The sequence below is a fragment of the Comamonas kerstersii genome, from assembly GCF_008801935.1.
Lineage (GTDB): Bacteria > Pseudomonadota > Gammaproteobacteria > Burkholderiales > Burkholderiaceae_C > Comamonas > Comamonas kerstersii.
The window spans coordinates 66,698-81,124 of record NZ_VZOT01000008.1 but is presented as its reverse complement, the minus strand read 5'-3'; the positions used below and the strand labels follow the sequence as shown (position 1 = coordinate 81,124).

Sequence of the window (14,427 nt, the reverse complement as noted above, 5' to 3'; positions counted from 1 at the left end):
TTGCCCGCTTCAGCGCTTGGGCTTGGCTTTGCCAAAAGGCTTGCTGCGTGCATTCACGCCTGCACGTGGAGGCAAGCCCGTGTGCTGGGTCAGCATCTGGCCAGCCTTGGGCTGGTTGCGTGCAAAGCGCACATCTTCCTTGGGCTCACGCGCAGCGATCTCATCGACCTTGCGGGGGCGCAGCGCCACAACCTTGCCATCCTTGTTGGTGGTGTAGCCCAGCCCGACCTTGCCTGACTTGGCTGGCGTGCTGTTTTTCTTGCGCGCGTTCTGGTAGCTGCCATCGGTGAGCGGCTGGAAGGTGGGGATCAGGTGGTTCTTGCTATTGCCAATCAGATCCGCACGGCCCATGGCCTTGAGCGCTTCACGCAGCAGCGGCCAGTTGTTGGGGTCGTGGTAACGCAGGAAGGCCTTGTGCAGACGGCGGCGCTTTTCACCACGCACGATGTCCACGCGTTCTTCATCCTCATCACGCATCTCACGGCGCACCTTGGTCAAGGTGTTGCGGCCTGAGTGGTACATGGCCGTCGCTGTGGCCATGGGGCTGGGGTAGAAGGTCTGCACCTGGTCTGCGCGGAAGCCGTTCTTCTTGAGCCAGATGGCCAAGTTCATCATGTCCTCATCACTGGTGCCGGGGTGGGCTGCGATGAAGTATGGAATCAGGAACTGCTTCTTGCCGGCCTCTTCGCTGTACTTTTCAAACATCTGTTTGAACTTGTCATAGCTGCCGATGCCAGGCTTCATCATCTTGGACAACGGTCCCTGCTCGGTGTGCTCAGGCGCAATCTTCAGATAGCCACCCACGTGGTGCTGCACCAGCTCCTTCACGTACTCGGGCGACTTCACGGCCAGGTCGTAGCGCAGACCGGAGCCAATCAGAATTTTCTTGATGCCGGGCAACTTGCGCGCACGGCGGTAAATATTGATCAGCGGGCCATGGTCGGTATGCAGGTTCTGGCAGATGCCGGGGAACACACAGCTGGGCTTGCGGCAGTGCTTTTCAATCTCAGGGCTGGAGCAGCCCAGGCGATACATATTGGCCGTAGGGCCACCCAGGTCCGAAATCGTGCCGGTAAAGCCCTTGACCTTGTCGCGAATGTCCTCGATCTCCTGAATGATGGAGTCTTCCGAGCGGCTCTGGATGATGCGGCCTTCGTGCTCGGTGATGGAGCAGAAGGTGCAGCCACCAAAGCAGCCACGCATGATGTTCACCGAGGTGCGAATCATCTCCCATGCAGGAATCTTGGTCTCGCCTTCGTGGCTGCCGTTTTCATCCGCGTAGCTGGGGTGCGGGCCGCGCGCGTAAGGCAGGCCAAACACATCGTCCATCTCAGCCGTAGTCAGCGGAATGGGAGGCGGGTTCAGCCACACATCACGCGCAGCCGTGCCCTCGCCATGCGCCTGCACCAGCGCACGGGCATTGCCGGGGTTGGTTTCCAGGTGCAGCACACGGTTGGCGTGGGCATACAGAATGGGGTCGCTCTTGACCTGCTCATAGCTGGGCAGGCGCAGCACCGTCTTTTCGCGGGGAGGCAGCTTGCGGCCGCTCTTGCCACGATTGGCCAGCGCATCGAACTGCACGGCCTGCACGGCAGGCATAGCTGGCACATTGGGGGCTGTACCGCAGGCGGTGCCGGGTGTCGCAGCTTGGGCACCGTCTTCCTTGGAACAGGACTGTCCCTGGGCTGCGGCCTGCTCGTTGGTGGTCAGATAGGGATTGATGAGCGCATCGATAGGGCCGGGTTCATCGACTTCGCTGGAGTCCACCTCGTACCAGCCCTCTTCCGACTTGCGGCGCACAAAGGCGGTACCGCGCACATCGGTGATGCTCTCCACTGGCTCACGGCGCGCAATGCGGTGTGCCACTTCAACCAGTGCACGCTCTGCGTTGCCGTAGAGCAGGATGTCGCACTTGCTGTCCACCACGATGGAGCGACGCACCTTGTCGCTCCAGTAGTCGTAGTGCGCAATACGGCGCAGCGAACCTTCGATGCCGCCCAGCACGATCGGCACATCGTTGTAGGCCTCGCGGCAGCGCTGGCTGTAGACAATGGCGGCGCGGTCGGGGCGCTTGCCGCCCACATCGCCAGGGGTGTAAGCATCGTCGGAGCGGATTTTGCGATCGGCCGTATAGCGGTTGATCATGGAGTCCATATTGCCCGCCGTCACGCCCCAGAACAGATTGGGTTTGCCCAGTACCTTGAAGGCCTCGGCACTCTGCCAGTCAGGCTGGGCGATGATGCCCACGCGAAAGCCTTGGGCCTCCAGCACGCGGCCAATCACTGCCATGCCAAAGCTGGGGTGGTCCACATAGGCATCGCCCGTGACCAGAATCACGTCACAGCTGTCCCAACCGAGCTGGTCCATCTCCGCACGGCTCATCGGCAAAAATGGCGCCGTACCAAAGCGCTTGGCCCAGTACGGGCGGTAGCTCGTCAAAGGCTTGGCGTTGCGCGGAAAGAAGGAAACATCAATGGGTGCGTTCATCGGAAGATGCTTGTGCTGAGACAGCAGTGAAAAATCAACCCGCCAGTTTACTTTTGCGCCTCAAACATTGGGGGCTGTAGGTGTATCGATGCTGTGTCACGCCCGGCCCATCCACATGCGTTACAACAGAAGTTTTCCCTCTGCTATTGCCTGCTTCCATGAGCATCGTGGTTTTTCACCTTCACAACACCGCGCCAGAAGACCAGACCCCTTCATGGCAACCCCAGTGCCGCGCCTATGAGGACCATGCCATGTCCCAGGCCTTGGCCGATTGCCAGCAGCTGCGCGCTGATCCACGCAATGCCCATGTCTGCATTTCTTCAGAAATGCGCGAGATGGTTGGCGGCCTGGGCGTCGCTGCCGTGGAGAACGGCCACACGCCTGATGGCCATGTCTATGACTGGAGCAAGGCTGGACGCGCAGGTGCGGTGCGCAGGCACAGATAAAAAACATAGCTGCTATCGCTTGCAAGATAAAGACTTCAGATACTTTTGCATCTGAAATCCTTTATTCACGGGCGCTAGCAGCTATCAATTAATTAGAAAGCTGCGCCTTCCAGCCAAAGTCCGCCAACCCGGGGAGTGCCGCCTGCGCCGCTGCATAGCCTGCGGCCATGGCCTCTTCCCCCCGGTGAAAATCCAGCAGCCCCAGATGCGCCAGTCGCGGGGCGATGACCAGCTCCGGCGGATCTCCCGCCATACGGCTGCGCGTAATACGCATCTGCATGATGTTGATGCTGGTCATGGCCACATCCAGCAAAGAGGGCATGGGCATGCGGTCTTCCTCCTGGGCATCGCTTTTGCGCCAGGGCAGGCTTTGCTGCAGGCGGCCCATCCAGTTCACTTCCGCCGTTGCCGCAGCTTCCTGTGGCTCCGCCTCCAGGACTGCCATGCTGTTTCGACGCATGGCGTGCTGCATCAGGTCTGCATTCAGGTCCACGGCAATCACAATGTCAGCGCCCAGCGCACGTGCCAGCGAGGCAGGCACAGGGTTGACCAGCCCTCCATCCACCAGCAAACGGCCTTCATGCACCACGGGCGTAAACAGGCCTGGCAAGGCAATCGAGGCCCGCACAGCGTCTGCTATCGAGCCATGACGCAACCAGACTTCTGCACCAGAGTGCAGGTTTGTCGCGACGGCCGCAAAGGGAGTGGGCGAATCTTCAATGACAAAGTCCGCAAAATTGCGGCGCCAGAAGTTGATGAGTTTCTCGCCCTTGAGCATGCCGCCTGAGAGATTGAAGTCCATGAAGCCCCAGACATCGCGCATGCTCAGGCTGCGCACCCAGTCGGCAAAGCGTTCATGCTCGCCGGCCGCATGGACGGCGGCAACCAGCGCACCAATGGACGCACCGCAGACCACATCGGGCTTGATTCCCGCATCCTGCAAGGCCTGGATGACGCCCAGATGCGCCCAGCCACGGGCAGAGCCACTGCCCAGCGCAAGACCAATTTTGGGAATGCGTGGGGCCAGTGCCATTTACACGTCCTCGCCGCGAAGCAGTGCCAGCATCCCAGCCTCATCCAGCACGGGAACGCCCAGCTCCTGCGCCTTGGTCAGCTTGCTGCCTGCCTCTGCACCTGCGACCACATAGCTGGTCTTTTTGCTGACAGAGCCGCTGACCTTGGCACCCGCCGCTTCCAGCAGCTCCTTGGCCTCATCACGCCCCATGGTGGGCAGCGTGCCGGTCAGCACCACGGTCTTGCCCGCCAGAATCTGCGGCGCTTTTTCCGCAGGAGCGCCTTCCTCCCAGTGCACGCCGCACGCACGCAGCTGCTGCACCACCTCACGGTTATGAGGCTGGGCGAAAAAGGTATGAATGCTCTCGGCCACTACGGGGCCTACATCGCGCACTTCCAGCAGCTGCTCCACGCTGGCCGCCATGATGGCATCCAGCGTGCCAAAGTGGCGCGCCAGATCCTTGGCTGTGGCCTCTCCCACATGGCGAATGCCCAGGCCAAACAGGAAGCGGTTGAGCGTTGTGGATTTGGACTTTTCCAGGGCATCGAGCACGTTCTGGGCGGACTTTTCTGCCATACGATCCAGCGATGCCAGATCGTCCAGCCGCAGGCGGTACAGGTCTGGCAGGCTGCGCACCACATTGCCATCCACCAGCTGGTCCACCAGCTTGTCGCCCAGACCTTCAATGTCCATGGCGCGACGTGCTGCGAAGTGCAGCAAGGCTTCCTTGCGCTGTGCCGCGCAGAACAGCCCCCCTGTGCAACGGTGATTGGCTTCGCCCTTTTCACGCACCACCTCGGAGCCACAGATCGGGCAAGTGGCAGGCATGCGGAAGTTGGGCACATAGGCAGCGCGCTCACCGGGCACACGGCGCACCGCTTCCGGAATCACATCACCCGCACGGCGCACGACCACGGTGTCCCCTACGCGCACGCCCTTTTTGCGGATTTCAAACAGGTTGTGCAGCGTGGCGTTCGTCACCGTCACACCGCCGACACTCACAGGCGCCAGGCGTGCCACGGGGGTGAGCTTGCCAGTGCGGCCCACTTGCACATCAATGCCTTCCATCACGGTAGGCATTTCTTCCGCTGGATATTTGTGGGCCACGGCCCAGCGGGGTTCACGCGTCACAAAGCCCAGCTGGCGTTGCAGCGCCAGGCTGTTGACCTTGTAGACCACCCCGTCCATTTCATAAGGCAGCTGCGGACGCTCCTGCCCCATGAATTCATGGAACTGCACCAGCTCGGCAGCACCATGCGCAATGCGCACCTGCGGCGCCACGGGAAAGCCCCAGGCCTTGAGCTGCATGAGCATGCCGTAGTGCGTCACAAAGTCGGGGCCGCCCTGCTCCACCGGCGTGACTTCACCCACACCGTAGGCAAAGAAAGACAGGGGCCGCTGCATGGCGATATTGGAGTCCAGCTGGCGCACCGAGCCCGCAGCCGCATTGCGCGGATTGGCAAACAGCTTGCCGCCTGCGGCTTCCTGCCGCTCATTGAGCTGGGCAAAGTCCGCGCGGCGCATATAGACCTCACCGCGCACTTCCAGCACCGGGGGCGCATCTGCTGGCAGGCTCAGAGGTATCTGACGGATGGTGCGGATGTTGTGGGTCACGTCCTCACCCACTTCGCCATCGCCGCGCGTGACGGCATGTACCAGCTTACCGTGCTCGTAGCGCAGGCTCATGGCCAGACCATCAAACTTGGGCTCAGCCACATATTCCACAGGCGCGGCGCTGTCGTCCAGCTCCAGCTCGCGACGCACGCGCGCATCAAAGGCCTCGGCACCGCTGGCTTCATTGTCCGTCTCGGTGCGAATCGACAGCATGGGCACCACATGGCGCACCGGCGTCAGGCCATCGAGCACGGCGCCAATCACGCGCTGGGTGGGAGAGTCGGGTGTGACCAGCTCTGGGTAGGCACCTTCGAGTGCCTGCAATTGCTGGAAGACACGGTCGTACTCACCATCTGGCACCGTAGGCGCATCGAGCACATAGTATTCATGCGCCCATTGCTGCAGCTGCGCACGCAATGCCTGCACTTTGGCAACTACTGTTTTAGGAGCTGCTGGCGCAGGTTTTTCGGGCATTTCACTGCCAAACAGATCTAAAGTCTCGCTCATGCTTGCGTTGGCTGCTCACTTAATTGAACAAGCGACGCGCCAGCATGGAGCCTGCGGACAGCTCGCGCTGGTCCAGACGGTCGTACAGCTTTTGCAGATCGGCAGCGATGGGGTCAAACACCTGAGGCAACAGCTGGTAGCCGTTCTGGTCGCAGATAAAGCCTTCCATGTTTTCGCACAGTGCCTGCAGCACACGGCGCAGCTGTGCAAAAGGCTCTTCGCTGCGGGGCACCTGGGGCACGTCCAGACTCAGCCAGACCTCATGCACGGCGGTCTGGTCCAGATTGTCTGACTGCGCCGCCTGCGCGTCATAAGCCAGCGTCAGCAGCGGTGGCTGCACGCCGCAAGCCGAAGGCAGCAGCAGACGGCCGGGCATGGACGATGTCACAAAGCCCAGGCTGGCTGCGTGCTGTTCGATATAGCCGGGGCTCCAGGCTGCGCGGCGTGGGCGCAGCACAAAGCTCAGCTGCGCATCGTGCTCGCTGGCGAACTGGTCCAGTTCACGCGCGCGGCCCACTTCCTGCAGCATGTCGGGCAGCTCGACAATGGCGTTGAGCGCATCGGCAAAGTTCTGCACCTTGGCCACAAATTCCGAGAATTCGATCTCATTGAGCGCACCCAGGCGATTGGCCAGCTGCACACCGGCCTGGAAGGCCGTATAGCGCTGGCCTGCACGCACGGCTTCCCATTCCTGCGTGGCTTCGTTCAGGCCTTCAATTCGGAAAGGCTTGCTACCTGCACGGCGTGTGGTGGGCTGCACCAGCAAGGCGGCCTCGCCCGTCACGGGGTGGTCCACACGAATGGGCGCAATCGCATCAATCAGAGCATCCAGTGCCAGCTTGCGCTCTGCCGAGGGCTGCGCCGCACGCACAGCCTGAACAGGTTCAGTGCTTGCTGTGGTATCTGCCGATTCGGCAGCAGCCACGGCCTCTGGCGTCTGAGCAACATCCTGCGCAGGCACGGCATCCATGAGTGGTTCATCCACGGCAGCAGGTGCAGGCTGCGGCATGCTGGTGATGTCCAGACCATCGAGTGCAGGTTCAAAGCGTGCCGACGGTTCCAGTTGCGCCTTGTCGCCATCCACAGGGCGGGGACGCTTGGGCGCATGACGTCGATAGTTCCAGGCGTTGTAGGCCACGATCAGCCCCAGCAGGATGACTCCCACCACGGCCAGACTGATTTGAAGGGTACTCATGGAGTTGCTGTATCCCGTTATTCGTAATCAAGCGTGTGCCATGGATAGGGCCGATTCCATATCCACAGCCACAATGCGCGAAACACCCTGCTCCTGCATCGTGACGCCAATCAATTGTTGCGCCATTTCCATGGCAATCTTGTTGTGACTGATGAACAGGAACTGGGTTCCCCGGCTCATGCTGGCCACCAGTTTGGCGTAGCGCTCGGTATTGGCATCGTCCAGCGGTGCGTCCACCTCGTCCAGCAGACAGAAAGGCGCGGGGTTGAGCTGGAAGATGGCAAACACCAGCGCAATCGCTGTCAGTGCTTTTTCGCCGCCTGACAGCAGGTGAATGGTCTGGTTCTTCTTGCCCGGGGGCTGTGCCATCACCTGCACCCCTGCATCCAGAATTTCATCGCCCGTCATGATGAGCTTGGCCTGCCCGCCCCCGAAGAGTTCGGGGAACATGCGGCCAAAATGCGTATTGACGGTGTTGAAGGTGGCAGACAGGAGGTCGCGCGTTTCGTTGTCAATCTTCTTGATGGCGTTTTCCAGCGTGGTCATGGCCTCGGTCAGGTCAGCCACCTGCGCATCCAGAAACACCTTGCGCTCACGCGCCAGCTGCAACTCTTCCAGCGCCGCCAGGTTCACCGCGCCCAGCGCGGCAATCTCGCGGTGCAGACGGTCAATCTCGCTTTGCAGACCGTGGAGCTTGACGTTGCCTTCCAGAATGGACTGCGCCACGGCTGCCAGATCAGCGCCAGCTTCTGCCAACTGCTGCTCATACTGGGCACTGCCCAGCGCTGCAGCCTGCTCCTTGAGCTGGAACTCGGTAATGCGCGCACGCATGGGCTCCAGTGCCCGCTCAATCTGCGTGCGACGCTCATCACTGGCGCGCAGCTTGTTGGTCAGGTCTTCGTATTCGCTGCGCGCAGCGGCCACCGCCTGCTCGCGCTCCATCTTCAGTGCCAGTGCATCCTGCAGGCCACCCTGCGCGGCGGCATCGTTGAGGCGGCTTTGCTCGGCATAGGCACGCTCACGCTCTTCCAGCAGCGCCTTGGTTTGCTGCTCTGCGGTCTCCAGCGTGCGCTGCAGCTCGGCCTGTCGTGCCTGCATGCTGCGCTGGCTGAAGGTCGCTTCCTGCGCCTTGCGCTCCAGCGCACGCAGCTGCTCACGGCTTTCTGACAGCTTGCGCTCGGCTTCAATGACTTTTTCGTCCAGCTGGGCATGCAGTTCCTGGCTGTCGGCCAGCTGCATGTCCAGCTCTTCAAAGCGCGCCTCTGCGGCGATGGCCCGCTCCTGCAGATCATCCAGTGCCGCCTGTACTTCAGCCACATCGGCCTCAATCTGGGCGGTGCGTGCACGCGCCTGTTCAGCCTGCTGGGTCAGGCGCAGCATTTCCACCTGCAGCTCATGCGCCGATTGCTTGGCCTCGCTGGCTTCGCGGCGTGCGCTCACCAGGCGCTGTGAGGCATCGGCATAAGCCGCCTCGGCACGCACCAGCGCTGTACGAGCTTCTTCGCTGATCAACGCCTGCGCACGCAGTTCTTTTTCCAGGTGCTCAATTTCCTGAGCGCGTGCCAGCAGACCAGATTGCTCAGAATCCTGAGCGAAAAAGCTCACGCTGTGGGCCGTGACCGCATGGCCCGTGGGCACATAAATCGTTTCGCCAGCCTTGAGCTGAGCGCGATGGCTCAGCGCTTCATCCAGCGACTGTGCGGTGTAGCAGCCAGCCAGCCATTCGGTCAGCAGTGCTTTGAGGCCTGCATCCCCCACACGCAGCAGCTCTGCCATCAAGGGCAGGCCATTGCTGCTCAGGCTCAGGCTCACGCTGCCCTCAGGCTTGGAATAGAACGCCAGCCGTGCGGGAGGCGCGTCTTTTGCACCTGTACCCAGAAAGCCACGCACCATGTCCAGGCGGCTGATTTCCAGCGCCCCCATGCGCTCGCGCAGCGCTGCTTCCAGTGCATTTTCCCAGCCGGGCTCTACAGCAATGCGTGTCCACAGGCCCTGCAGGCCATCGAGCCCATGCTTGGCCAGCCAGGGCTGCAGCTTGCCGTCGGTCTTGACCTTTTCCTGCAGTGCCTTGAGCGCTTCCATGCGCGCAGCCAGTTCCGCCTGACGTGCAGTTTCCTGGTTCAGGGCCTGCTGGCGCTGGCGGCGCTCATCGTCGAGCTGCGGCACGCTGTCCTGCAGTTCCATGAGGGCCGCCTCGGCCATTTCGGCCATTTCGGCCGCATCTTCGTACTGGGCAGAGACCTGCTGCAGGCGTGCCTCATCGGGCGTGGCCAGTGCATTGCGGTCATTGCGCAGGCGCTCCAGCCGACTTTCGTGCTGGCGCGTCTGCTCGTTGATGCTGCGCTGCTCTGCAGCCAGCACCTGAATCTGCTGCTGCACCTGCACCACCTGCTGGCGCTGCTCATTGGCCTTGTTCTGGGCGGCACGCAAGGCGTCTTCCAGATCAGGCAGGCGCATGCTTTGTTCTTCCAGCTGGGCAGCCAGCATTTCTGCCTGTTCTTCGGCATCCATGCCGTTTTCAGCCAGATGCTCCAGCTCCACCTCGGCATCTTCCTTGCGCTGTGCCCACTGGGCGATCTGCTCGGCCAGCTGCTGCAGGCGCTGCTCTACGCGCTGGCGGCCTTCGACCACATAGCGGATTTCGGCTTCGAGCTTGCCGACTTCGGCCGTGGCTTCGTACAGACGGCCCTGCGCCTGATTGACCTTGTCACCCGCTTCGTAGTGGGCCTGGCGCACGGCTTCCAGATCGGCCTCAATGTGGCGGATTTCCGCCATGCGGGCTTCCAGCTCGTTGACGGCCTGCAGACCTTCCTGGCGGATTTTGGTCAGATCGCCTTCGGCATCCTGCTTCTTCAGAAACCACAGCTGGTGCTGCTTGAGGGTGACACTGGCCTGCAGCTCGTTGTATCTGGCAGCAACCTCGGCCTGCTTTTCCAGCTTGTCGAGGTTGGCGTTGAGTTCACGCAGAATGTCTTCCACACGTGTGAGGTTCTCACGCGTATCAGACAGACGGTTTTCGGTTTCGCGGCGGCGTTCCTTGTACTTGGACACCCCGGCGGCCTCTTCGAGGAATAGACGCAGCTCTTCCGGGCGTGACTCGATGATGCGGCTGATCGTGCCCTGACCGATGATGGCGTAGGCACGCGGGCCCAGGCCGGTGCCCAGGAACACATCCTGCACGTCACGACGGCGCACAGGCTGGTTGTTGATGAAGTAGGAGCTGTTGCCATCGCGCGTGAGCACGCGCTTGACGGCGATTTCCGTGAACTGGCCCCACTGGCCACCCGCGCGGTGGTCGCTATTGTCAAACACCAGTTCCACACTGGAGCGGCTGGCGGGTTTGCGGTGCGTGGTGCCGTTGAAGATCACGTCCTGCATGCTCTCGCCACGCAGCTCCGAGGCCTTGCTTTCGCCCAGCACCCAGCGCACCGCGTCCATGATGTTGGACTTGCCGCATCCATTGGGACCTACAACACCAATCAGCTGCCCAGGCAGCATGAAGTTGGTAGGTTCGGCAAAAGATTTGAAGCCAGACAGCTTGATGGAATTAAGACGCACGGAGATTCAGACTCGGAAGCAAGCAAAAGCAAAACGTATGAGTCGTGATAATACCGCGCCCTGTTACAGATGCCTGTAGCACCGAATCTTAAACTTTGTAACAAAACCCTGTTTATCGCTGATAAAACCAACGTCAGCAGCTCTGTTTTTAGGAGTAACCTTTCACTGCTGACGCAGGCTGCACTTCAGGGGCAAAGTGTGTGGCCTGCAGGTTTGTGGTCTCGGCGTTATAGCTGCGTGCCCATGCCTCAAAGTCAGCCGCGGGCTGCGGGCGACTGAACAGGTAGCCCTGCCAGAAGTTACAGCCGTTTTCTTCCAGAAATGCGCGCTGCGCTTCGGTTTCCACACCTTCAGCGATGACCTGCAGACCCAGACTGTGACCCAGTGCAATGATGGACCGTGCAATGGCCGCATCGTTACTGCTGGTGACCACCTCGCGCACAAAGCCTTGGTCGATCTTGAGCTTGTCCAGCGGCAGGCGCTTGAGATAGCTCAGCGAGGAGTAGCCCGTACCAAAGTCGTCCAGAGAGAAGCTGACACCCAGTGCCTTGAGCTGCACCATCTTGCGGATAGTGTCTTCCACATCCTCCAGCAGCATGCCCTCTGTGAGTTCCAGCTCCAGCCGCTCAGCTCGCGCACCCGTGACCTCCAGCGCCTGCTGCACCTGGGCGACAAAGTCGGGTTGGTAGAACTGACGGGGGCTGACATTGACCGACATACTCATCTGCGACAGCGCAGGATCCCGTGCCCAGCGCGCCAGCTGGCGGCAGGCTGCATACAGCGCCCACTCACCCAGCGGCAGTATCAAGCCTGAATCTTCGGCCGCAGGCACAAACACTGCTGGAGATATCAGCCCCTTGCTGGGATGCTGCCAACGCAGCAGTGCCTCCGCGCCCATCACCTGCCCGTTGCACACCTGTGGCTGATAGAACAGATCAAACTCATGCCGCTCCAGAGCCAGGCGGATATCTTTTTCCATCTCCACCCGCGCACTGACGGCCTGCTGCATGCTGGGGTCAAAGAACTGCAGGCTGTCGCGCCCGGCGCTCTTGGCCTGATACAGCGCCAGTTCTGCGCGTTTCAGCAGTTCTTCCACCGAGTCATTCTGTCCGCTGAAGACCACCGCCCCCATGCTGACGGTGACATGGAAATCCTGCTCATTCAGATAAAACGGTGTGCGCAGTGCCGCCAGGATGGTGCAGCCCACCTGCTCGGTGCTGCGCCCGGCCTCCAGAGGATCCACGGGCAGATCTTCCAGAACCACGGCAAATTCGTCCCCGCCCTGACGGGCCAGGGTGTGCCGGCCTGCAATGCAGCCACTCAGGCGAGTAGCCACCAGCCGCAGCAGGGCATCGCCATGCTCATGACCCAGAGTCTCATTGAGCGCCTTGAAGTTATCAATATCGAGCAGCAGCAAGGCCCCTTTGCTTCCCCCACCCTTCTTGCTGCGCACCAGTGCCTCATGCAGGCGGTCGAGCAGCAGACGGCGGTTGGGCAACTGCGTCAGTGTGTCGTAGTCGCCCAGCCAGCGGATCTGGGCTTCTGCCGCCTTGCGCTGGCTGACGTCCACAAAACTCAGCAGCACACGGCCATCGAGAAAGCGCCCCGACACTTCCACGGGCAGCTCTCGTCCATCCTTGGCACGCAGCAGGTATTCGGCAGCCAGCATGTTCATGCTGTTGCCCGCAACGTTGCTGCGTACAGAGGCCAGGCGCTGCAGCAGTCTGGCATGCTCCAGCGTATCTACACAGAGCTTGCGCCACATGGCGGACTCATCAGGGATGTCTGACTGCTGCCAGCCGGTCATGGACTCAAACTGGTGATTGATGAACTCAATATTGCCCACCACACCCACCACGACAAAGCCCACCGGCATGTAACGCAGCATTTCGCTGGAATAGGCTTCACGCGCCTGTAGCTGCTGCTGCATGTGATAGCGCTGACTGACATCCTGCAACAGCACAATATGGCTGCCCGGCAGTTCACGCCCATGCTCGCGCAAGGGAGCCAGCCACATTTCAGCCCATACGGTGCTGCCATCCGCACGCAGCACCTGAAAAACCTGACTGTGGTGCCCCTGCTGGCCATGGCGCAGCTGTGCCAGTGCCTGCTCGCAGCTCTCCCTGTCCTGCGGCTGCAGCATACCCAGCAGGCCCTTCAGGGTCAGTCTGCTGGACAACTCCCCGGCAATCTCACAAAAACGTGCGTTCACATGCAGAAACTGCCCGGTCTGGGCATTGACTTCTGCCACCCCGATCGCGTGCTGATGGAACAGCGCATTGAATCGACCCGTGCGATAACGCAGCAAGTTGTTCTTGGCCTGCACTTTGAGCAGCGCACGCTCACGCTGGCGTGCCGCCAGGGCAAGCATGCTGGCAAGCAGCAGCGTTGTGAGAAGGCCCAGAGCGCCTATGGCCCAGGGGTACAGGCGTTCAGCGCTCGACAGGACCTGTGGGTGGCTCGCATAGTCCAGACGCCAGCTGCGCCCCAGGATATCGAATGACCTGACGCCCTGTGTGCCAGGCGCCATGGCATTCCATTCCTGTGAAACATAAAGGGGCTGCTCGTCGTACTGAACCATATTGCCGGGCAATACGCTGCCCACGTCCGACAGGCTGATGGCCGTATTACGCAGCAAGCCCTGCTCCTGCAGGTCTTCAATCAGCGCGTCCAGGCGCACCCCCATATTGACCGTACCAACCAGTCTTGGCACAGCTTCTTCCAGGCGCTGAAATGGCACGGAGATCAGCACTCCCACCACGCCGTGCGGGAGTTGCCGCAACTGCAGCGGCTCGGACATGCGTGGTGTTGTGCGCGGCGCATTTTTATAGGCGTACAGCTCAGCCGCAGGATGTGCGATGGCATCCGACCCCACCAGTCTGGAAGCAGCCTGCTCCGGCCAGATCTGATCTACCACGTTATAGGTCTTGCGCTGTGGATCCCAGGCGGGCATTTGCTCGATGGAAACACGCTCCGCTTCGCCCAGCTCTGCCACAAGACTGTCGCGATACTCCAGATATTCATCGGGCAACATGCGCAAAGACACGGACAGAGACACGATGCCCGGGTAGCGATAGGGCAGTTGCTTCACCACCGTCTTTTGCAGGAAGTCACGGCGCGATCTGTGTGTCGATGACATCTCAAAGATCGGCTGCATGCCACGCAGCAAATCTGCATAGGTGGTCATGCGCAGCTGCAAAGAAGCTGCAAACAGCTCAATTTCATGATCGACGCGGCTTTGCTCCTCCTTATCCTGACGGTCCAGCAATGCATTGACTACCCCGGCAGAGGCCAGCACTCCTGCACAGAAGACAACAGAAGCAGGGGCCCAAAGCAACCAGGTTTTTTTGAGTCTTGTACGTATTACCGTCATAAAAGCAGGAAGCCGCCATCAAAATGGCGGTCAGCAGAAAAGAGTCGGCTGCCCCATCCCTGCAGCCTGCAAATGCAAACAAATATTACCTGAGAATCAGTGCGATTTGGCTATCACGCAGACAAAGTTGATTGAGTTCTGCTTCTGCTGGGCTTATGAGCTGGCCATATTTTTGGGGCGAAATGGCCCACGCCTGCATCGCATGGCACACGTGGCACAAGGTGATATGGCA

General features: G+C 60.8%; 7 protein-coding genes. 1 reads left to right on the top strand and 6 read right to left on the bottom strand.

Annotated elements, in window-relative coordinates:
* Nucleotides 1–9: 9 nt before the first annotated feature.
* A complete protein-coding gene (locus F7P80_RS11935; RefSeq protein ID WP_151044971.1) occupies nt 10–2,487 on the bottom strand; it encodes a YgiQ family radical SAM protein in 2,478 nt (825 codons plus the stop codon).
* Nucleotides 2,488–2,738: 251 nt separating this feature from the next.
* Here F7P80_RS11935 and F7P80_RS11930 point away from each other — a divergent pair, with 251 nt between their 5' ends.
* A complete protein-coding gene (locus F7P80_RS11930) occupies nt 2,739–2,933 on the top strand; it encodes a hypothetical protein (protein WP_249041455.1) in 195 nt (64 codons plus the stop codon).
* Nucleotides 2,934–3,021: 88 nt separating this feature from the next.
* Here F7P80_RS11930 and rssA read toward each other — a convergent pair whose 3' ends face one another.
* The 5 genes from rssA to F7P80_RS11905 all read right to left on the bottom strand — a co-directional run bounded on the left by rssA (nt 3,022) and on the right by F7P80_RS11905 (nt 14,120).
* Nucleotides 3,022–3,966: a patatin-like phospholipase RssA gene (gene rssA, locus F7P80_RS11925; RefSeq protein WP_151044967.1), complete on the bottom strand. Its 945-nt coding sequence runs from the start codon at nt 3,964–3,966 to the stop codon at nt 3,022–3,024.
* Nucleotides 3,967–6,069, bottom strand: a complete 2,103-nt coding sequence (gene ligA, locus F7P80_RS11920) for an NAD-dependent DNA ligase LigA (protein ID WP_151044965.1) — start codon at nt 6,067–6,069, stop codon at nt 3,967–3,969.
* A gap of 19 nt (nt 6,070–6,088) precedes the next feature.
* The gene (locus F7P80_RS11915; protein WP_151044963.1) at nt 6,089–7,264 is read right to left on the bottom strand and encodes a cell division protein FtsZ; all 1,176 of its coding nucleotides are present in this window, start codon (nt 7,262–7,264) and stop codon (nt 6,089–6,091) included.
* 27 nt (nt 7,265–7,291) lie between these two features.
* Entirely contained in the window at nt 7,292–10,822 is a 3,531-nt protein-coding gene (gene smc, locus F7P80_RS11910) for a chromosome segregation protein SMC (RefSeq protein ID WP_151044961.1), read from the bottom strand.
* A gap of 148 nt (nt 10,823–10,970) precedes the next feature.
* Nucleotides 10,971–14,120 carry a bifunctional diguanylate cyclase/phosphodiesterase gene (locus tag F7P80_RS11905; RefSeq protein ID WP_170265378.1) on the bottom strand — a complete coding sequence of 1,050 codons (3,150 nt, stop codon included), beginning with the start codon at nt 14,118–14,120 and terminating at the stop codon, nt 10,971–10,973.
* Nucleotides 14,121–14,427: the final 307 nt, after the last annotated feature.

Coding starts and splice junctions, on each gene's coding strand:
- F7P80_RS11930 (WP_249041455.1), top strand. CDS start 2,739: ATGTCCCAGGCCTTGGCCGATTGCCAGCAGCTGCGCGCTGATCCACGC.
- ligA (WP_151044965.1), bottom strand. CDS start 6,069: ATGAGCGAGACTTTAGATCTGTTTGGCAGTGAAATGCCCGAAAAACCT.
- F7P80_RS11935 (WP_151044971.1), bottom strand. CDS start 2,487: ATGAACGCACCCATTGATGTTTCCTTCTTTCCGCGCAACGCCAAGCCT.
- rssA (WP_151044967.1), bottom strand. CDS start 3,966: ATGGCACTGGCCCCACGCATTCCCAAAATTGGTCTTGCGCTGGGCAGT.
- F7P80_RS11915 (WP_151044963.1), bottom strand. CDS start 7,264: ATGAGTACCCTTCAAATCAGTCTGGCCGTGGTGGGAGTCATCCTGCTG.